Origin of the sequence: Camelimonas fluminis, assembly GCF_014656355.1 — a bacterium.
In the GTDB taxonomy this organism is placed as follows: Bacteria; Pseudomonadota; Alphaproteobacteria; order Rhizobiales; family Beijerinckiaceae; genus Camelimonas; species Camelimonas fluminis.
The window spans coordinates 280190-299906 of the sequence record NZ_BNCG01000004.1 but is presented as its reverse complement, the minus strand read 5'-3'; the positions used below and the strand labels follow the sequence as shown (position 1 = coordinate 299906).

Annotated in this window: 11 protein-coding genes and 1 tRNA gene; 9 read left to right on the top strand and 3 right to left on the bottom strand. The window is 66.2% G+C overall.

Annotated features, from left to right (window positions below; all coding sequences use genetic code 11):
* Positions 1–13: 13 nt before the first annotated feature.
* A tRNA-Gln gene (locus tag IE243_RS08340) sits at positions 14–87 on the bottom strand.
* A 954-nt stretch (positions 88–1041) separates the two neighbouring features.
* Between IE243_RS08340 and IE243_RS08335 the strand changes: the two genes are divergently transcribed.
* The 4 genes from IE243_RS08335 to IE243_RS08320 all read left to right on the top strand — a co-directional run bounded on the left by IE243_RS08335 (position 1042) and on the right by IE243_RS08320 (position 10160).
* Positions 1042–1728 (top strand): YceI family protein, encoded by a 687-nt coding sequence (locus IE243_RS08335; RefSeq protein WP_191318881.1) that lies wholly within the window; start codon positions 1042–1044, stop codon positions 1726–1728.
* Between the two features lie 397 nt (positions 1729–2125).
* Positions 2126–3448, top strand: a complete 1323-nt coding sequence (locus tag IE243_RS08330) for a cytochrome b/b6 domain-containing protein (protein WP_191318880.1) — start codon at positions 2126–2128, stop codon at positions 3446–3448.
* 446 nt (positions 3449–3894) lie between these two features.
* Entirely contained in the window at positions 3895–5097 is a 1203-nt protein-coding gene (locus IE243_RS08325; RefSeq protein WP_191318879.1) for an ABC transporter substrate-binding protein, read from the top strand.
* Between the two features lie 512 nt (positions 5098–5609).
* A complete protein-coding gene (locus IE243_RS08320; RefSeq protein WP_191318878.1) occupies positions 5610–10160 on the top strand; it encodes an autotransporter domain-containing protein in 4551 nt (1516 codons plus the stop codon).
* A gap of 39 nt (positions 10161–10199) precedes the next feature.
* On the opposite strand, the gene IE243_RS08315 is transcribed toward IE243_RS08320, so the two are convergent.
* Entirely contained in the window at positions 10200–11591 is a 1392-nt protein-coding gene (locus IE243_RS08315) for a CoA transferase (RefSeq protein WP_244642974.1), read from the bottom strand.
* Between the two features lie 105 nt (positions 11592–11696).
* On the opposite strand from IE243_RS08315, the gene IE243_RS08310 reads away from it, so the two are divergent.
* The 3 genes from IE243_RS08310 to IE243_RS08300 all read left to right on the top strand — a co-directional run bounded on the left by IE243_RS08310 (position 11697) and on the right by IE243_RS08300 (position 16353).
* Entirely contained in the window at positions 11697–13745 is a 2049-nt protein-coding gene (locus IE243_RS08310; protein ID WP_191318877.1) for an NAD(+) synthase, read from the top strand.
* Between the two features lie 124 nt (positions 13746–13869).
* A complete protein-coding gene (gene chrA, locus IE243_RS08305; RefSeq protein WP_191318912.1) occupies positions 13870–15117 on the top strand; it encodes a chromate efflux transporter in 1248 nt (415 codons plus the stop codon).
* A gap of 123 nt (positions 15118–15240) precedes the next feature.
* Positions 15241–16353: an S-(hydroxymethyl)glutathione dehydrogenase/class III alcohol dehydrogenase gene (locus IE243_RS08300; RefSeq protein WP_191318876.1), complete on the top strand. Its 1113-nt coding sequence runs from the start codon at positions 15241–15243 to the stop codon at positions 16351–16353.
* A 475-nt stretch (positions 16354–16828) separates the two neighbouring features.
* Here IE243_RS08300 and folB read toward each other — a convergent pair whose 3' ends face one another.
* Positions 16829–17218 (bottom strand): dihydroneopterin aldolase, encoded by a 390-nt coding sequence (gene folB / locus IE243_RS08295; RefSeq protein ID WP_191318875.1) that lies wholly within the window; start codon positions 17216–17218, stop codon positions 16829–16831.
* 340 nt (positions 17219–17558) lie between these two features.
* On the opposite strand from folB, the gene IE243_RS08290 reads away from it, so the two are divergent.
* Together IE243_RS08290 and IE243_RS08285 are read left to right on the top strand one after the other, a co-directional pair.
* Positions 17559–17939 (top strand): 4a-hydroxytetrahydrobiopterin dehydratase, encoded by a 381-nt coding sequence (locus IE243_RS08290; protein WP_191318874.1) that lies wholly within the window; start codon positions 17559–17561, stop codon positions 17937–17939.
* 356 nt (positions 17940–18295) lie between these two features.
* Positions 18296–19375: a glycosyltransferase gene (locus tag IE243_RS08285; protein WP_191318873.1), complete on the top strand. Its 1080-nt coding sequence runs from the start codon at positions 18296–18298 to the stop codon at positions 19373–19375.
* Positions 19376–19717: the final 342 nt, after the last annotated feature.

Here is a 19717-nt window from a genome sequence, read left to right as displayed (position 1 = left end):
GGAAGAAAGCGGTTGGCTGGGGAACCTGGATTCGAACCAAGACTAACGGAGTCAGAGTCCGTCGTTCTACCGTTAAACTATTCCCCACCACCGCTGGCCGGCTGGTTTCCCCGGCCGGGCCACCGCCTGCATCGCTGCAGCGCCGTGGTGTGGGCTCCAGATACGGCGACGCGCGGAGTACGTCAAGGGCATTGACGCATTCAACCTGCAGGAGCTGTCCGCAAACCGTGGATATGTGGATATCCGCCCCGGCGCGCTCTGCGGAGGTCCAAAGCGACGTCAGGGCCCAGCGCCCCTGGATGGTGACCGCGGCGCCGCAACCTCACCCGGCCGCTCCTGTCACACAAGGCGCGCGCCCCGCACGGACGACGGCAACCACGGCGCTGGCAATCATACGCCAGGCGAAGGCCCCTCCCAGCACCACGGCTGCCAGCAGGAGACCGAAGAACGATCGCGGCAGTCGCAATCACCCGCCTCCGGGGTTCCACCCAGAGCCGGATCGCGACATCGGAAGCGCTCCAACCATGTTCAGCACCGGAACGCATGCCAGATCCAGCCAGGCGCAAACGCCGTATCGGGCCGCCTGCCCGATCATGTTGATCGACGGCCGCGCGCATCGTCGCACGCGGAAAAACGCCATGCCAGCGCGCGGCGGCAAAGTCCCCGGCGCGTCGCGATTCACAGACTCGTTCCGGCGTCTGAACCTCCCCGACAGATGCAGATGCGCGACGGTGGCGCTGGCCATCCAGGCGGAGAAGGAACGCATGTCCGGATCAATCGGCGGCCGGGCGCGATGTCGCGACGCGCGACGTTCTTGCGTCTCTGCAAGACCTGATGTGCAAACTCACATAAAGCTGCAGGTCTGGTGTAAAATATCACTCAAGTATATGTTTTTATTATATTAATATGCATGCATGTCGACATCGCTCCCGTTTGACGCGGCTTTCGCCAACACAATTTGGCTCATATTCTGACGGTAAGCCAATAGCGCCGGGCAGTTGCATGGCCGGCTCATAACTGACGGTAAAACCAGAGGATCAGATGACGCACCTTCGCAAAATCCTGTCGATTTCCGTTCTGGCGGTCGCAATGTCGGCGGGCCTCGCTCAGGCGGAAAGCCAGAACGCCGGCAAGACCGCTGAGGCAGCTGCGCCGCTGAAAGCGCCGGCGGGCGTTTATGTGATGGATCCAACCCATGCGTCGCTGCAGTGGTCGTTCCTGCACAACAAGATTTCGCATTACACCGCGCGCTTCAACAAATTCTCGGCGGAAATCACGCTTGACCCGTCGAACCTGGCGAAGTCTTCCGTCACCGTGAAGATTGATCCGGCCTCCGTCGACGCCAACTATCCGGCTGACTACAAGGCGACCCACGCCAAGACCGGCTTCAACAGCTGGAGCGAGGATATCGCCCGCAACAAGAACTACCTGAACGCAGGCCAGTTTCCGGAGATCACCTTCAAGTCCACCAAGGTGGAGCTGACCGGCCCGCACACCGCCAAAGTGACTGGCGACATGACGTTCCTTGGCGTCACCAAGCCGCTGACCCTTGACGCCGCCTTTGTCGGCGAACTTGAGAAGCACCCCTTCACCAAGCAGCCTGCCATCGGCTTCAAGGCGGAAGGCAAGTTCAAGCGCAGCGATTTCGGCATGCCGGTGGGGTTCGTCGGCGATGAGGTCGCCATCCGTTTCGACGGCGAGTTTCTCAAGAAAGCTGACGCCAGATAAGTCCCGGCAGCTGCGGAGCAACCCGGTCGACCCGCGTCCGGCTCCAGCTTCGGGCCCGTGGCGCGGCCCCCCGATGGGCTCACTCGTTGGGTGGTGGTGATCAAGCCCGAGGGACGCATGACGCGTCCGGCAAGGACATGGGTCGCGTGGATTGAACCTGGTGGATCGTGGATGCGTCAGCGCGTTCACGATCCAGAACGAATTGACGCTTTTCGGCGTGACGCCGACGTCGGTTCGCGGCAAGGCGCGCCCGGCCAGGTCCAACCGGCGCGCTTATACCCCGCCCCTGTGTCACGGGAACGCCGCCCAGCACCCACTACATTGCCATTGCCTTGTCAGGGGGGCGGCCGTCGCCCCGCTGCCGGAAAGACGCGCCGCAGGCGCGCTGGATTGAACCATGTCTGCCCGTCCCACCCGCTACAGCGCCATCGCCATCGCCCTGCACTGGGCCATCGCCCTTTGCATCATCGCCATGATTCCCATGGGAATCTGGATGACGGGCGCCATCAGCGAACCAGGTGCGCAGGCGCTGGCCTATCGTGTTTTCCAGTTCCACAAGTCAGTCGGATTCCTGATTCTCGGCCTGACCGCATTGCGGATTGTGTGGCGCCTCGCCCACCCGGTTCCGCCCCTGCCTGGCGGAATGAAGCGATGGGAAGCGTTTGCCGCCCGCGCGACGCACGCCGCCTTCTATGGCCTGATGCTGGCGCTGCCGCTCACTGGCTGGCTCTATGTGTCGACGGGCTGGGCGGTCAGCGCCGACCGGGCGCTCGCCGTGCCGACAAGCTGGTTCGGGCTGTTCAGCATCCCGCACCTGCCGTGGATCGGCGAGGCTTCAGCCTCCCTGCGCCGCACCGTGGCGTTTCAGGCCATGGGCGCCCACAGCATGCTCGCGTGGGCTGCGGTGGCGCTGATCGCGCTGCATGTGGGCGCGGCGCTGAAACACCAGTTTATTCAACGCGACGGCGTGCTGGCTCATATGGTCCCGGGCCTGCCCCAGGGCGATGCGCCGACAGCCCCACCGCCAGACGCATGGGAAAGATGGCTGGGCCGCTGCGCCGGTTTGTGCCTGGTGCTGATCATCGCCCAGGCCGCCGCCATCGCCGTGACCCCGGCGCCCGCCCCGCAACTGACGACCGTAGCCCAGACGCGCCCGGCGCCAGTCGCCATGCAGCCCGCCGCGCCGCGCCAGCCAGCGACCGGCAACCAGGCCGCCGCCTGGAGCGTTGACTACGGCGCGTCGCGCATTGCCTTCACCGGCACGCACTCCGGCGACGGCTTCACGGGACGGTTTGAGCGATGGGAAGGCGACATCCGCTTCGACCCGGAAAATCTCGCCGGGTCACGCGCGACGGTGCTTGTGCAGGTCGACAGCGCCCGAACAGGCGATTCCACCCAGGAAAACGCGCTTGAGGGCGAAGAGTGGCTGGACCCCAAAGGTCACCCCGTCGCGCGATTTGAATCGGGCGCCTTCAGGGGACTGGGTGGAGACCGCTATGAAGCGACAGGAACCCTGACGTTGAAGAATGCCTCGCTGCCAGTTGTCCTGCCCTTCACCTTCAGCGAGCGCGACGGCGTCGCCACGGTGAAAGGCAACCTGAAGCTCGACCGGCGCGCCCTCGATCTCGGCATGCAGTCGGACAGTGGCGGCGACTGGGTGTCGATGGATATTGGCGTCGCCATTGAGGTGACGGCGAAACGCATGGCGTCGCGGTCATAAACCCGGACAGCCGTAGCGCTGGGGCGTTGTCCTGATCATAACAAACCCCGGCGGGTCTTTACCCAAGGGGTTTGGCGAGGGCCGGGCTACGCAAGGCGCTTCCCATCATATCAGGTCGCAAAGATGCTGAGGCATCCGCGACCTGATATGAGACGCTTCCTCTCTGAAGCCGAACGCCGCCAGGCGACGGCGACCAGGCTTTGACGCCAGGCCATGTCAGATTTTCCTGAGAAATGGCGACATCTACTTGCCGCACACATGAATTGGGCGCATGCGCTCTCATGGGCAGGCCCTCGGCGATAAAGCGCCATCCAACTGATTCATAACACTTTTTCACACATGAAGCGCGTCAGCCCCTTGCCAAAAATAGTGCAAGCGGATTGACTCAGCTGCTTCCCATGGCTGTACTGCGCCCGCCGGTTACAACATCCGGGGAGGAAATATCCATGAAGCAGCTCTGTATTGCTGTCGCGGCGCTTGCTGTCGCACTGGGAACAGCTCAGGCCAGTGAAAAAAAATACGGCCCAGGCGTCACTGACACGGAAATTCGCATCGGCAACGTGGTGCCCTACAGCGGCCCGGCTTCCGCCTATGGCGTCCGCGGATCCGCCATTGTCGATTATTTCAAGAAGATCAACGAAAAGGGCGGCATCAACGGCCGCAAGATCAACATTATCTCTCTTGACGACGCATACAGCCCGCCCAAGGCGGTGGAGCAGACGCGCAAGCTGGTGGAGAACGACAACGTGCTGGCCGTTTATGGCTCAGTCGGCACGCCCTCCAACTCGGCCGTCCACAAATACCTGAATTCGAAGAAGGTTCCGCAACTGTTTGTAGCGACCGGCGCCAGCAAATGGAACGACCCCAAGAACTATCCATGGACAACGGCCATGCTGCCGCTCTACGACATGGAAGCCAAGATCTACGCCAACTACGTCCTGAAGAACAAACCTGACGGCAAGGTCGCGATCATTTACCAAAATGACGACTTCGGCAAAGATTATGTCCGGGGCTTTCGTGAAGGACTTGGCGACAAGGCCAAATCCATGATCGCGCTCGAATTGCCATACGAGATCACCAGCGCGACCGTCGACGCCGAAGTGGTTCGCATGAAGGCCAGCGGCGCGAATATCCTGTTCGTCGTGGCGACGCCGAAATTCGCCGCCCAGGTGATCAAGCGCGTCCACGAACTGGACTGGAAGCCGCTGCAGATGGTGGTCAGCGTCTCCGCCTCGATCGGCGGCGTGCTGAAGCCGGCTGGCGTCAAGGCTTCGCAGGGCGTCATCACCGCGGTCGCCCTCAAGGAGCCGGATGATCCGCAATGGGCCAACGATCAGGACATGAAGGATTACAAGGCTTTCATGACCTCCATTGGCCAGACTGGCATGATCGACGATTCCAACGCCGTGCAAGGCTATATGGCCGCTGTTCTGCTTGAACGCGTGCTGCGGCGGGCCGGCGACAATCTCACCCGCGAGAACCTGCGCGACATCGCGGCTTCGATGGATGAGAAAGACGTCCCGATGGTGCTGCCGAAGCTGACCCTGCACACCAGCCCTGACAACTACAGCCTGTATAACGCGCTGTATCTGCAGCGTTTTGAGGGCGACCGCTACAATCTGTTCGAGGGTCCGATCTCCGCGAAGTAACCCGGGAAACCGGTGGGCGCGGCTCACCGGTTTCAACCAGCCCCGGACGCTACCCCGGACGGCGCCAGAGCGCTCCCACCCAGGGGAGGTCCGGCGGCAAGGCCGCACGGCCCAGGTCAGCGGTTCCGCCGTTCTCCTGCGAACGCGCCTGAATCAGTCCCCGCATGACGTCGCGACAAATCCCTGCCCAGACTGCCCCAGGTCTCCGCCGGCGGCGCTGGTTCGCGCGTCGCTCCAGGCCGGCGGCTGCATGTCGCGCCATCCCTCGCACATGCGGATGCTATTGTTTACTGCAGCAATTAAAGCACTCGTCTGAATATTTAGAATAATAATTTATATTATTAATTGATACACAAGACAATAACGGCAATATCGCTTCTGATTTTTACATCAGGGGTGAACGAATACCTGCCATTGCCTGCGCCGTTCCCGCCATCGTCCTGGCCCACGCCGAACGCTGCTCCTGCCGCCGCCTTGCGTTATTGCTGACCTCAACCACGGCATTGTCGCTGTTGTCGACGCCGCTCCTCGCTGGTCCGCCGATCTCGGCCAATGGGGTCGATCTCGGCATCCTGACCAATGTCATTGTCAACGCCCTTCCCGGACAACGGGCGGTGATCGCCTACAATCAAGGCGGCGCGGTCACACTGGATGGCGGCGTCATCACCGCCCAGAGCACCATCGCGCAACGCAGCATCGGCCTGTTGGGCCGCAGTCAGGGCGTCATCAACAGCAGCGCCGACGTGACGACCACCGGTGATCGCGGCCATGCGGTTCAGGCGGGCAATTCAGGGCCGAACGCCACATTGTATGACGGCTCCACAGCCGGAACTGTCAATCTCACCGGCGGACGGATCAGCACGGACGGCGGTTATTCGCTGGGCCTGCATGCGGTTGACCATGGCGTCGTCAACGCCAGCAACGTCAGCATCAGCACCACGGGCGCGACCAGTTTCGGCGGCCAGGCGGAAAGCGCCAGCACCATCATCCTGGTCAACGCCAGCGTCAGCACCTCAGGCGTCAACGCCGTGGGCCTCGTCGCCAACAACGACATGGTGAAGAACTTCAATATCCCGACGCCTGGCGGCGTAATCAACGCCCGCAACGCCATCATCGCCACCACCGGCTTCATGGCTGGCGGCGCCCTCGCCTCGCATGGCGCCAGCGTCAACCTTGAGAACGGATCTGTCACCACGAGCGGCGCGGAGGCTCTGGGACTCTCCGCGATCATCAATGGCCAGATCAGCAGCAGCGCCAACATCACGACAGGCGGCGCAAAGGCGCATGCCGCGCAGGCCGGGGGAGCCAGCGCCAGCGATCCGCTCGCCGCATATGACGGCGGGACCGCCGGCGTGGCGACGCTGACCGGCGGCGACCTGCGCACCAGCGGGGACAACGCCAGGGGGTTGTATGCGACTGACGCGGGCGTCATTCACGCCACTGCTGTCGACATCGCCACCACCGGACGGGACGCGACTGGCGCTCACGCCGACAGCAACAGCGCCATCAACCTGACCAGTTCCGCGATCAGCGTCGCCGGTGACGGAACTCACGGTCTGATTGCCGGTAATGACAGGCTGCCGTTCGATACGGCGGCGACAGGCGGCGCCATCAACGCAAATGGCGTGACGATTGCAGCTCAGGGCGCCGGCGGCCACGGCGCCGTGGCGGAAAACGGCGGTCGCATCACGTTGTTCGGCGGTTCGGTGTCCGCCTCAGGCGACGACGGGCATGGGGTGGTCGCAGCCAATGGCGGACGCATCATCAGCAGCGCCGACATCGCAACGCAAGGCGCGCAGGGCGTCGGGGCGCTGGCGCGCGACCATGGCTCCGTCACGCTGACCAGCGGATTGGTTTCAGTCACGGCGCATATGACGCAAGGCCTGCTGGCGCATTCCGGCGGAACCATCACCAGCGCCGCCAATGTCAGCGCCGTCGGCCATGGCTCTCACGCGGTGCAGGCCGGGCTCACCGAGGCCACCGACACGCCATACAACCGCGCCACGGCCGGCGCGGTGACCTTGACCGGCGGCGCCATCAGCAGCGCCGGCCTGCTGGCGGCTGGCCTTTACGCCACCGACGGCGGGCAGATCAGCGCCGGCCCCGTCGCCGTCACCACCACCGGCGACGGCGGCTATGGCGCGCTGGCGCAAACCGGCAGCCGCATCGACCTGGACGGCGCTTCGTTTCACACCAGCGGCGTCGCCGCGCTCGGGCTTCTTGCCAGCAACGACCGGCGACGCGCTGGCGTCGACGCCGCCGCCCCCGGGGGCGTCATCCAGGGCGCCGCCAGCGTGCAGACCGTCGGGATCGACGCTCATGGCGCCGTCGCGGACTTTGGCGGCCGGATTGAGTTGGCTGGCGGATCAGTCGGCGCCGCTGGCGCAGGCGCGCGCGGCCTTCTGGCGCATTCGGGCGGAACGATCGAAAGCGCCGCCAACGTCAGCGTTGCTGGCGCGGGCGCCCACGCCGTGCAGGCCGGTTTCCCGGAAATCTCTACCCCGGCGGTTCCGGCTTATGACGGCTCCAGCGCCGGCGTCGTCAGACTGAGCGGCGGCGCCGTCAGCGCCACCGGCGCGCTGGCGTCTGGGCTCTACGCCGTCGACGGCGGCCGGATTATCGCCGGCGGCGCAGTCGCCGTGACCACCAGCGGGGCTGGCGGACACGGCGCCGTGGCGCAAACGGGCGCCCGGATCGAGGTGGAAGGGTCGTCGTTCCAGATCTCTGGCGTCGCCGCGCACGGCCTGATCGCGGGCAACGACCGGCGCCGCGACGGTCACGACGCCGCAGCCGCAGGCGGCGTCATCTTCGGCCGCGCCAATGTCCAGACCACGGGCGCCGACGCCCACGCGGCCGTGGCCGAGCATGGCGGCCGGCGCGAACTGACTGGAGGCGTTCTGGCCGCAACGGGCAGCGGGGCCGCCGGCCTCCTCGTGCGGGACGGCGGCGTTGTTCTGGCGGAAACGGTCAGCATTAGCTCCGCGCAAGACGCCGCCATCCGCACCCATAACAACGCCGCCATCACCCTGAGCGGCGCGGGAGCGATCACCGGAGCGACCGCCGCCATCGCCACGACCTTCGACAAGGCCGGCCAGCATGTGGAGGTGCTGATCGGTCCAGGCGTCCATCTGACCAACAGCAGCAACGTGTTGCTGGCTGTCGATCGCAGCGGACCAGGCGGCGACAGCGGCATGGTGGTGCTTGGCCTCGGCGGCGGCTCTGTGGCGACCGGCGACATTCTCGACGTGGGCGCGAAAACGACGGGCTTTACCGATGTCGAGCTTGGCGACAAAGCGTCCTGGAGCGGCGTCGCCAAAGGCGTGCGGCATGTACGCGCCCTGCACGGGGGCGGCGAGCTGCACTTCCGCGACGGCAGCGCCATCGCGGGCGACATTGCCGCCAACAACACCGCCCTGCGCTTTGGCGAGGGCGGCGTGCAGGTGGCTGGACACGTGACCCTCGCCAGTTCGCGCGCCAGCGGCGGATCGCTGGCCAGCCCCGTACAGGTTGGCGGCGACGTCCACGTCGACCCGGGCTCTGTTTTCAGCGGCAACTGGCGGATTGGCGGCGATCTCGTCAGCCATGGCGTCATCGCGCCCGGCAATTCGCTCGGCGTTGTCCATGTTGGCGGGAACCTGAATTTCGGCCCCTCTTCAGTTTATCAGGTCGACATCAACGGCCAGGGCCAATCCGATCTGATTCAGGTCGCTGGCCAGGCGCATCTGGGCGGCCGGGTGGTGGTGACGCCTGTTCCAGCCGGCAGCGGTTATGTGGTCGGCGCCCGGCAGGTCATCGTCACCGCCGCCAGCGGCATTGGCGGAACCACCTTTGACGGCGGCGCCAGCTGGGCGCCGGGACAAAGCTACGTCTTCCTGACGCCCATTCTGGGCTACGACGCCAACAACGCCTACCTCACCGTGGTCCGCAACAGCACGCCCATGGACGAAGCGGCGAAAACGCCAAACCAGGCGGCGGCGGCGGCGGCGGTTGACCGCCTGCCGACCGACAATTCCCTGTTCTCCATCATTGCCAGCCTGCCGACAGCAGACGCCGCCGCGCAGGCGTTCGGCGCCATCTCCGGCGATGTCCACGCCTCGATCGCCGGGGCCCTCGCCGCCCAGGGCCACCATGTGCGCGATGCGATCACCGGCCGTGTCCGCCAGTCATCTGCGAATGGCGATCAGGTCAACGGCAAGGGCGACGTCCAGCAGATCCGGCGACTGGAGGGGATGAACGCAACGTTATGGGGGCAGGCGTTTGGCGGCTGGGGCCATGCTGGAGGCGCCGGCGCCGGCGTCGCCAGAACCAGTCAGTCCGTCGCCGGCTTCCTCGCCGGAATCGACGCGCAGACCTTCGACAGCTGGCGACTCGGCGTCGCGGGAGGCTATGGCCGAAGTTCGTTCGATCTCAACAGCCGGGCTTCCTCGGCTGGGGCCGACAGCTACCATGTGGCGCTCTATGGCGGCGGCAAATACGCCGGGCTCGGAATGCGCTGGGGCGCCGCCTATACCTGGAACGACGCAACGGTAAGCCGCGCCATTGTCTTTCCCTGCTACGCCGACAGCGCGCGCGGCGCCTGGCGCTCTGGCCTCGCCCAGATCTTCGGTGAGATCGGTCAGGAGCTCCAATATGGGGCGACTGCCGTCGAGCCTTTCCTGGGGCTGGCCTGGGTTGGGTTCAATGGCGAGCGGTTTCAGGAAACCGGCGGCGTCGCCAGGTTATCCGGCAAAACCGGCGACATGAGCACTGCATACACGACGTTGGGGACCCGCCTCGCGCACACCTTCATGATGGCCAATGGCGCCGGCTTGACGGCGCGCGCCACGGTCGGCTGGATCCATGCGTTCGGCGACGTGAACCCACGCGGCCGCATGTGGCTGGCGGGGGCGACGACGCCCTTCGGCGTCTCCGGCGCGCCAATCGCTCGCGACAGCCTGCTGCTGGAGGCGGGCCTCGACATGAGCGTGGCCGCCAACGTCACCCTGGGCGCCATGTGGTCGGCGCAAGTGGCCCAACATGGGCAGAAGCAGTCGCTGAAAGGCAATTTCGCCATCCGGTTCTGAGTTTTCCGCCGGGGCCGGATGGCCTGGTGAGTGGACCGCTCAGCCTGCAGGCCAGCGGGGCGCATCGCTCCCAAGCCGGCGCGCCGGAGACGCCCATTGCAAACTGACGCCAGCAACCGACAGGGGCTGCCGCAGGCGCAGCGCCGGCCCCCAATCGGTCAGCTCCTCCTCCGGCGCATAGTCCGCTGGGGCGGCGGGCAGCCACCCGGCCTCGCGGGGTGGGGCCGCCGCCACCAGCAAAGCGGCCGTGCGCGCCAGCGACAACCGGGCAACGCAGCCACCGGCGTCAAGCCGCCGAACGAGGCCGCGCAATACAGCCGCCGCCATCAACCAACCTGTTGCATGATCCAGAGCCTGCACCGGCAACGGCGTTGGCGTTTCCGCGCCTTTCCACGCCATGCCGGCGGCCGCAATGCCCGAGCTCATCTGCACCAGGCTGTCGAAGCCCCGCCGGCCGCGCCACGGGCCGCTCCAGCCCCACGCATCAAGCGAGACCTCGACGAGGCCAGGATTGGCCGTCCGCCGGGTTTCCGCTCCCAGATCGAGCCCCGCCAGCGCGCCAGGACGATAGCCATGCACCAGCACGTCCGCATCCTGAAGCAGCGCCACGAAGCGATCGCGGTCGCCGGGCAGGCGCAGATCCATGCGGGCGCACATTTTTCCGGACGTTACTTCAGGGATGACCGCCGGCTCGTCCCAATCCGGCGGGTCGATGCGCAGCACGCAGGCCCCGCACGCGGCGAGAAACCGCGTGGACGCCGGCCCTGCCAGAACCCGAGTGAGATCGAGCACGCGCAACCCTTGCAGCGGCCGCTCGCGGGTCGGCCGCCAGTGGTCGCCCCCCTGACCAGCCCGCCCGGGATTGCTCCAGCCTTCCCAAGCGATCAGGGGCTCCCTGGCGACGCTGGCGCCCTGGGCGTGCGTGCGCCATTCCGACGCCTGCCGCATGCGGGCGGCGCAACCACCCGCATCAATGATCGCCGTTTCCAGCATATCGCCGTCCAGCCGTGCGATGCGCTGGGCCGCCTCATTCCGGTCCGTCGGCTGGCCGAGCACGCGCAGCGCCGCATTCCTGTGCGCCGGCGCGTTGGCGTGCACCCGGATCCAGCCATCCGCGCAGCGATAGTCCCCCGACCAGTCGTCCCATGCCGGCGGCAGCCGCCAGCCGCGCGGCGCCAGCGACCAGCCGAACCACAAGGAGGCGAGCCGCCGGTCGGCAATGGTTTCCGGCGCCTGCCCGGTGATTCTTGCCTGGAGATCAGACAGGGCAAGACCAGCGGCCGCCACGGAAGCAGCCGCCAGATCGGAAACGGCGAAGGCCGAAGGCAGTTCTCCGGCGCCCGTGAAGGTCAGGCGTCCTGAGGTCAGCGGCTGACCTCCAAGAGCCGACCAGATCTCTTCAGTCATTGGCATGGCTGTTTCCTGGGACATGGCTGCCCTCCTCCGGGGTGGCGAAAACCGGGGCGACGCACTACCCTGCCCCCTACGTCCAGATTATATCTCCACGCGGATCAAGGTCAGGAAGGGCCACGCCGGATGGGTGGATTTCACTCGCTCTATACGCACGGATTTTTCAGGGCCGGGGCCTGCGTGCCGCGCATGGGGGTGGGCGATCCGCAGTTCAATCTGGCGCGGACGCTGGAACTGGCGCGTCAGGCGCATGAGCGCCATGTGGGGCTGGTGATTTTTCCTGAGCTGGGCCTGTCCGGCTACGCCATCGACGATCTGCTGCTGCAGCAGCCGCTGCTCGATGCGGTCGAGCAGGCGATTCTCGGCCTGGCGGAGGCATCGGAAGCGCTGTTCCCGGTGCTGGTGGTCGGGGCGCCGCTGCGCTGGCAGGGCCGCCTGTACAATTGCGCCGTGATCATCCATCGCGGCGAAATTCTTGGAGTGGTTCCCAAATCTTACCTGCCGAACTATCGCGAATTTTATGAGGCGCGCCATTTCACGTCCGGCCTCGGCGTCGCGGACGCGGTGATCGCCGTCGCCGGGCAGGAAGCGCCGTTCGGGACAGATCTGCTGTTCCGCAGCGCAGGCAACGCGCCGGTGACCTTCCACGTGGAGATCTGCGAGGACGTCTGGACGGCGATCCCACCGTCCAGCTACGCCGCGTTGGCCGGGGCCGAAATCCTCGTCAACCTCTCCGCCAGCAATATCACCATCGGCAAGGCGGAAACGCGCCGGCTGCTCTGTGGCGGCCAGTCCGCCCGCACCATCGCCGCCTATGTCTATTCCGCCGCCGGCCCGGGCGAATCCACCACGGACCTCGCCTGGGACGGGCACGCCGCCATTTTCGAATACGGCGAGTTGCTGGCTGAGAGCGCGCGTTTCCCAGCGGACAGCGTGCTGCTGACCGCCGACGTGGACCTGGATCGCCTGCGCCAGGAGCGGCTGCGCGTCACCACTTTCGGCGACAGCGCCCGCGCTGCGGCGGAACAGGTCAACGCTTTCCAGACGGTAGAATTCCACCTTGACGCCCCGGACGCTGACGTGGCGCTGGAGCGGCGCATCGAGCGCTTCCCTTATGTGCCGGCCGATCCGGCGCGGCTGCGGGAGGACTGTTACGAGGCGTTCAGCATCCAGGTGCAGGGTCTGGCGCAGCGCATGCGCGCGGCCGGCGCGGCGAAGCTGGTGATCGGCGTTTCCGGCGGGCTGGATTCGACCCACGCCCTGCTGGTGTGCGCCCGGGTGATGGATAGCCTCGGCAAGCCGCGCAGCGACATTCTGGCGTACACCATGCCCGGCTTCGCCACGTCCGAGGGCACGAAGTCCAAGGCCTGGACGCTGATGCGGGCGCTGGGAGCGACGGCTGCCGAACTGGATATCCGGCCGGCGGCGCGGCAGATGCTGGCCGATCTTGGCCATCCGGCCGGCAACGGCGAAGCCGTTTACGACGTCACCTTCGAGAACGTTCAGGCCGGGTTGCGCACCGATTACCTGTTCCGTCTCGCCAACCATCACAATGGCCTGGTGGTCGGCACCGGCGACCTTTCCGAGCTTGGCCTTGGCTGGTGCACCTATGGCGTCGGCGATCACATGTCGCATTACAACCCCAACGCCTCGGTGTCGAAGACGCTGATCCAGCACCTGATCCGCTTCGTCGCCCATTCTGGCGACGTGGACGCGGACACGGCGGAGCTGCTGGAGGCGATCCTTGCCCAGGAAATCTCGCCAGAGCTGGTGCCAGCCGATGCGACCGGGGCCATCCAGTCCACCGAGGCGAAGGTGGGCCCCTACGCCTTGCAGGACTTCAACCTGTTCTACGTCACCCGTTACGGCTTCGCCCCGTCGAAAATCGCCTTCATGGCGCTGCATGCCTGGGGCGACGCGGCGCGCGGACGCTGGCCGGCCAATATCCCCGAGCGCGATCACCGGGCCTACACCCTGGGCGAGATCCGCAAATGGCTGGAAGTGTTCCTGTTCCGCTTCTTCACCATCAGCCAGTTCAAGCGTTCGGCCGTGCCGAACGGCCCGAAAATCTCCTCCGGCGGTTCGCTGTCGCCGCGCGGCGACTGGCGGGCGCCGTCTGACGGCAACGCCAAAGTCTGGCTGGATGAATTGAAGCGTAATACGCCTGAAGCCTGAGGCGTCCACATTCCGGCGGCATGAACGGAGAGCGGGAATGAGCGGCGACGCGCCTGACCGCAACCAGTGGCTTGAGGTGACGGAGCCCAACCAGCCTTCGCCCCTCGCGCCTGACGCCATGGAGATGCACGCCTGCAAATATCGCGAGCGCTCCGACGAGGAGCCTCCGCATTCGGGCGGCGTGCTTGAGGTGTTTCTCGTCTTCCTCCGCCTCGGCTTCACTGCCTTCGGCGGGCCGGCGGCGCATATTGGCTATTTTCGCGAGGCGTTCGTGTTGCGCCGGCGCTGGCTATCGGAGGCCGATTTCGCCGCGCTGATCGCGCTTTGCCAGTTCCTGCCGGGTCCCGGCTCCAGCCAGGCCGGCTTTGCCATCGGCGTGCAACGCACCGGCGGCATCGGGGGCGGGATCGCGGCTTTTCTTGGCTTTACGGCGCCCAGCGCTGTCATCATGACGGCGCTCGCAACCGCGCTGGCCTCTGGCGCCGGCGCCCTGCAGGGGCCGGTCGCCGCCGGCGCGCTGCACGGCCTGAAACTCACCGCAGTCGCCGTCGTGGCGCATGCGGTCTGGGGCATGGCGCGGCTGCTGACGCCCGACCGGGCGCGGGCAACCATCGCGCTGGCGGCGCTGGCCATTGTCACGCCGGGCGGCGTCGCGACGCAGTTGCTGGCCATCGGCGCCGGCGGGTTGCTGGGACTGGTCGCGTGCCGGGATGCTGCGGCGAATGGCGCGCCGGCGATCGGACGCGGACCGGTGTCCCGACGCGCCGGAACCGTGGCGCTCGCGGCGTTTGCCGGGCTGTTCCTGCTTCTGCCGGCGGCGGCCAGCCTCTGGGGCGGCGGTTTCTCGCTGTTCAGCGCGTTCTACCGCACCGGCTCGCTGGTGTTCGGCGGCGGCCATGTGGTGTTGCCGCTGTTGCAGGCTGAAGTCGCGGCGCCGGCGGGCGTCGCGCCCGATGTGTTCCTGACGGGCTACGCGCTTGCCCAGGCCATGCCAGGGCCGATGTTCGCCTTCGCCGCCTGGCTGGGCGCGCTGATGCCCTCGCCGCCCACCGGCGCGCTGGGGGCGGCGCTGGCGGTGCTGGCGATTTTTCTGCCTGGCCAGTTGCTGGTTTTTGGAACCCTGCCATTCTGGACCAGGCTGCGCGCCAATCCGCGCGCCGCCGCCGCCATGGCCGGCGCCAACGCAGCCGTCGTCGGCATTCTGGGCGCGGCCCTGTATCAGCCACTGTGGACCAGCGCCATATTCACGCCGCGCGATTTCGTGCTGGCGGTCGCCGGATTCCTGCTGTTGGCCGTCTGGAAAGTCCCGCCATGGAGCGTCGCCCTGGCGGGAGCCGGCGCCAGCGCCCTGCTGGCGCTGCTCGCCGTCTGATCCCGCCCGTCATTTCCGCGACGCCGGCGCGCCGGCAAACCCCGCCAGATGGCTTGCCCTTGCCAGCAACCGCTGTAAGGGTCTCCCCACATCTGCAGTTCCCGAACGCCGGAGATTCCCGCCATGAAAACGCGCGCCGCCGTCGCTGTCGCCGCCAACAGGCCTCTCGAAATCATGGAAGTGGATCTGGAGGGTCCGAAAGCCGGCGAGGTTCTGGTGGAAGTGAAGGCCACCGGCATCTGCCATACGGACGCCTACACGCTGTCCGGCCTCGACCCGGAAGGGCTGTTTCCCGCCATTCTCGGCCATGAGGGCGCGGGCGTCGTGGTGGAGGTCGGACCGGGCGTGACCTCGCTGAAAAAAGGCGACCACGTCATCCCGCTGTACACGCCGGAATGCCGTCAGTGCAAAACCTGCCTGTCGCAGCGCTCCAACCTCTGCACGGCGATCCGCGCCACCCAGGGCAAGGGCGTGATGCCGGACGGCACCAGCCGCTTCTCCTGCGACGGCGATCCCGTGCTGCACTATATGGGATGTTCGACCTTCTCGAACTACACGGTGCTGCCGGAGATCGCCCTGGCGAAGGTCCGCGAGGACGCCCCGTTTGACAAGATCTGCTACATCGGCTGCGGCGTCACCACCGGCATTGGCGCGGTGATCCATACCGCCAAGGTGTGGCCGGGAGCCAATGTGGTGGTGTTCGGCCTCGGCGGCATTGGCCTCAATGTCCTCCAGGGCGCGCGCATGGTGGGCGCGGACAAGATCATCGGCGTCGACGTCAACCCCTCCAGGCGCGCCATGGCCGAGAAGTTCGGCATGACGCATTTCATCAATCCCAATGAGGTTGGTCGCGACAGGGTCGTGCAGGCCGTCATCGACGCGACAGACGGCGGCGCGGACTTCTCCTTCGACGCCACGGGCAACACCGAGGTTATGCGTCAGGCGCTGGAGTGCTGCCATCGCGGGTGGGGCGAGTCGATCATCATCGGCGTCGCCGAAGCGGGGAAGGAAATCGCCACCCGTCCATTCCAGCTGGTCACCGGCCGCGTCTGGAAGGGCACCGCCTTTGGCGGCGCGCGCGGCCGCACCGACGTGCCGAAAATCGTGGACTGGTACATGGAGGGGAAGATCAATATCGATGATCTGATCACCCACAAGCTGCCGCTCGAGCGCATCAACGAAGGCTTCGACCTGATGCACGAAGGCAAATCGATCCGCACGGTGGTGGAATTCTGATCGTCGGGAGAGCCAGCTCCGGCGCCTGGATGCGCCGCCGCACAACCTGATCAGGAGCCTCGGGAGATGAAACGCCTGGCGATGCGCCAGGCGTTTTGTCATGCGCAAGATTTCTCGTGCGCAGGCTTTCTTATGCGCCGGAACACAACGGCCACGCGAAACCCTGTCGGGATGCGTCCATGGCGCCGCGACGCCTCCTGGCGCGCGCCAGGCGCCGCCCGTCAAACGGAATGACGATGGAAGCCGACCGGGTTGGCCTTCGCGAATGGCGAAGGCTGGATTGTGAAGCCTGGGAAAACGCAACAACGCATGCGGAGAATTCAATAAATCATTGATAATTTTATTAAATGTCTCAACCTGGCGTTAAGAGGCCGCCACAGGAGACAAATCAGACACATGAATCATGTAACGGGCGAAAATACTCGCCTAAATTATGATTAATAAATAATAAAACGCGACATTCTCACGTACTGGTTCAGGAGGGCGCCTTTTCGGATGCAACACGGCGGCGGCGGGTAATCTCCACCATCACCCCGTCGATAATCGCCGGCACGGGCGCGCCCGGCTTCTCGACCTGCACAGTGACCGCGTCGATGAGCGGAAAGGTCGCCAGCACATCCGTGGCGATGGCGTCAGCCAGCCCCTCGATGGTCCGGAACCTGCGATCAAGCGTGACGCGCGTCGCGCGTTCCGTCAGCTCGGCGTAGCAGACCGAAGCGTGCCAGTCGTCGTTGCGCGCCGCCTCGCTCAGGTCGAGCACGCAGTCCAGGGAGACGAAAAAGCGCTGCCCGAGCCGCGCTTCCTCCGGGTGGAGCCCGTGGTGGGCGTAGATGGCGATGCGGGAGACCTTGATCCTGTCGCTCAAAGGCGCATGCTCCTGAATGCGCCGGATCAGCCGGCTTCGCCAGCGGTGATCGTGTTTGGAAACATCCGGCCGCTGGTCCGCCGTATCCGGCATCGCCTGGCTTTATACCCGCGAGGGCGCGCCAGCAAGCTGTGCGGCGGCTCAACCGGCCGATCCAGAAGGCTGGCGCCCTGCCCCGCTGGCGGAAGCAGATTACGCCGCCGCCGCGGCGGGGACTGATCAGGAACAAGCCGCAATCCGGATTTGTTCTGGCCCCCCGGGCAAGGCGCGGCAAGACGCGCCCGCATGCGGGATCGCCTCCGCACACCCGGAAAACCAACCCGGCTCCAGGGAGCACATGATGCAACCAGATCCCGACGCTCCACTTGAAGACAACGAAATCCGGCGCAGGCTGGCGCGGCTGCCTGGCGGCTGGACGCTGGAGGGCGACGCCATTGTCCGCGTTTATCCGACCGCTGGATGGAAATCATCGCTGATGCTCGGAAACGCCATCGGCTTTCTGTGCGAGACAGCCTGGCACCACCCGGACATGACCCTGTCGTGGGGCCGCGTGCGCGTGTCGCTTTCGACTCACACCGCAGGAGGCGTCACGGCCCGTGACCTGGAGCTTGCGGAGCGGATCGAGGCGCTGATCACATGGAAACCAGCCGGGGGCGCGCTGGAAGGCATACCGCCGGGCTCGTCACACGCGATCCTGGAAGAGCCGCCGGCGACCGGCTGAGCGCCGCGCCGAACAGGGAAATGGGAGGGGAACCAGGGAGGAGAAACGGCCGCCGCGCCGAATCGTGGGCCGCCGCCGGCGGCCCCGCCCCTGGTCGATCCTCCCCCGCCAATGCTTGTGGGGTGGTGAAAGCCGCGCCCATGTCGACGCTATCAACGAATTTTTACACGGGAATTACGTGCAGTTCAGACAATGACTTAACGGCATATCGGCGCAACTTTTGGCGACATTTCCCCTGCCGCCGCCGCAAAGGTTGTATTGCCGGCTCTTCAAATTGACGCCTTTCGATGACAAGTGTCATTAACTATTTGTTAACGAGGGGCGCGGGCGACAGGCCCCGCCGGGAGGCAGGGCGCGTGCAGCTGGTGCTGGGCATCGACACCATTGGCGGCGGATGGAACGCTGTCATGACCATCGCCAGGGGACTGGCGATGCGCGGCTTCGATGTGACCCTGGCGATGCTTGGCCCCGAGCCAGACCCGCGGCAGGCGGCCGAGATAGCCGAAGCCCCAAACTTGCGGGCCATGCCTGCCCATACCGTCGCCGCGCGACAGGCGGATTCCTTTGGCGATCTGCAGGCCGCCGGACAGGCCGTGGCGCGGCTTGCCAATGTCCTCGCTGTCGATCTGGTCGTGTTGCACCATCCGGCCCTGGCGGCGTTTGGCCCATTTCAGGCCCCGGTGGTGGTGTCGCCCGACGGGCGGGACATCATCGTCGCCAGCCGCACGCGCCAGGCCCCAGGCCATGAGTGGCGCGCCCGGCTCTTGCGCAGTGGGTACCAGACGGCCACGGGCGTGGTGGCCCCCAGCCATGCCGACGCTGGCGACATCATGGACGCCCATCGTCTGCGTCGCCCCCCCCGGGTGATCCGGCGGACATACACGCCATTCGCCGCTGACCGCCCCGCCGTCGATCTGACGTCATACGTCATCGCCGCGCATCAGACCGTCGATGGCCGGGAAAACCTCGCAACGCTGAATGAAGCCGCCTTCCTGTGCCCGCACCCGGTGATGCTTGCCGGGGCCAGCGCAGGGAAACTGGCGGATGCCGGGCACCTCTGGGCGCTTGGCGCCCTGTCGCCTGGCCAGATCCAGCGCTGGCTGGAAGGCGCCCTGGCGTTTGTGTCGGCCGCCGCCGGCGACACCGACGGCGAAATGACCTGGCGGGCCGCTGAAGCCGGTTGCGCCATGGTTCTGGCCGACGCGCCGGATTATCGCGAATTGTGGGGCGAGGCGGCGATCTTCGCGCCGGCTGACGACCCCATCGCGCTGGCGCGGGCGCTGACGACGCTGATGACGGACAGTGGGCAACGCCGGCAACTGGCGAACGCCGCCCGCACAACCGCCAGGGCATGGACCGTCGACAAGGCGGCCGCGTCATGGGGAGAACTGTTGACCGACATTGTCGCCACGACGCCCCGCAGCAGCGTGGCCTGACGCGCGCCCATACCCAACTCCTTGCCCAGATCCCAAGAGCGCACCTTGCTGATGTGAGCTTTGCAGACCGTTGATGCGCCAGCGTCCACACGATTTGGCCTCAGGTCCTGTTCAGCCCCCCGCGCGGGCCGGGCGCGAATGTTTTTCCGTCAGCTTTATCCATCTGTCTGCGACCCTTTGCGCCCGCGCCTGCGCCGCCCCAGGCCAGCGGCGCCCTTGGCCCGCCCTGCCCCCCATGCCACATTCCCCATGGCGCGCCGCAGCCAACGGCGCCCACGCGCGGTCCGCGCCAGGAGTACGGTTTCCGCATGATGAAGCGGAACTTTGCCATATCGTTGTGAG

Bases quoted from the DNA above. Each gene is read 5' to 3' on its own strand.
- IE243_RS08335 (WP_191318881.1), top strand. From the start codon at position 1,042: ATGACGCACCTTCGCAAAATCCTGTCGATTTCCGTTCTGGCGGTCGCA.
- IE243_RS08330 (WP_191318880.1), top strand. From the start codon at position 2,126: ATGTCTGCCCGTCCCACCCGCTACAGCGCCATCGCCATCGCCCTGCAC.
- IE243_RS08325 (WP_191318879.1), top strand. From the start codon at position 3,895: ATGAAGCAGCTCTGTATTGCTGTCGCGGCGCTTGCTGTCGCACTGGGA.
- IE243_RS08315 (WP_244642974.1), bottom strand. From the start codon at position 11,591: ATGTCCCAGGAAACAGCCATGCCAATGACTGAAGAGATCTGGTCGGCT.
- IE243_RS08310 (WP_191318877.1), top strand. From the start codon at position 11,697: ATGGGTGGATTTCACTCGCTCTATACGCACGGATTTTTCAGGGCCGGG.
- chrA (WP_191318912.1), top strand. From the start codon at position 13,870: ATGCACGCCTGCAAATATCGCGAGCGCTCCGACGAGGAGCCTCCGCAT.
- IE243_RS08300 (WP_191318876.1), top strand. From the start codon at position 15,241: ATGAAAACGCGCGCCGCCGTCGCTGTCGCCGCCAACAGGCCTCTCGAA.
- IE243_RS08290 (WP_191318874.1), top strand. From the start codon at position 17,559: ATGCAACCAGATCCCGACGCTCCACTTGAAGACAACGAAATCCGGCGC.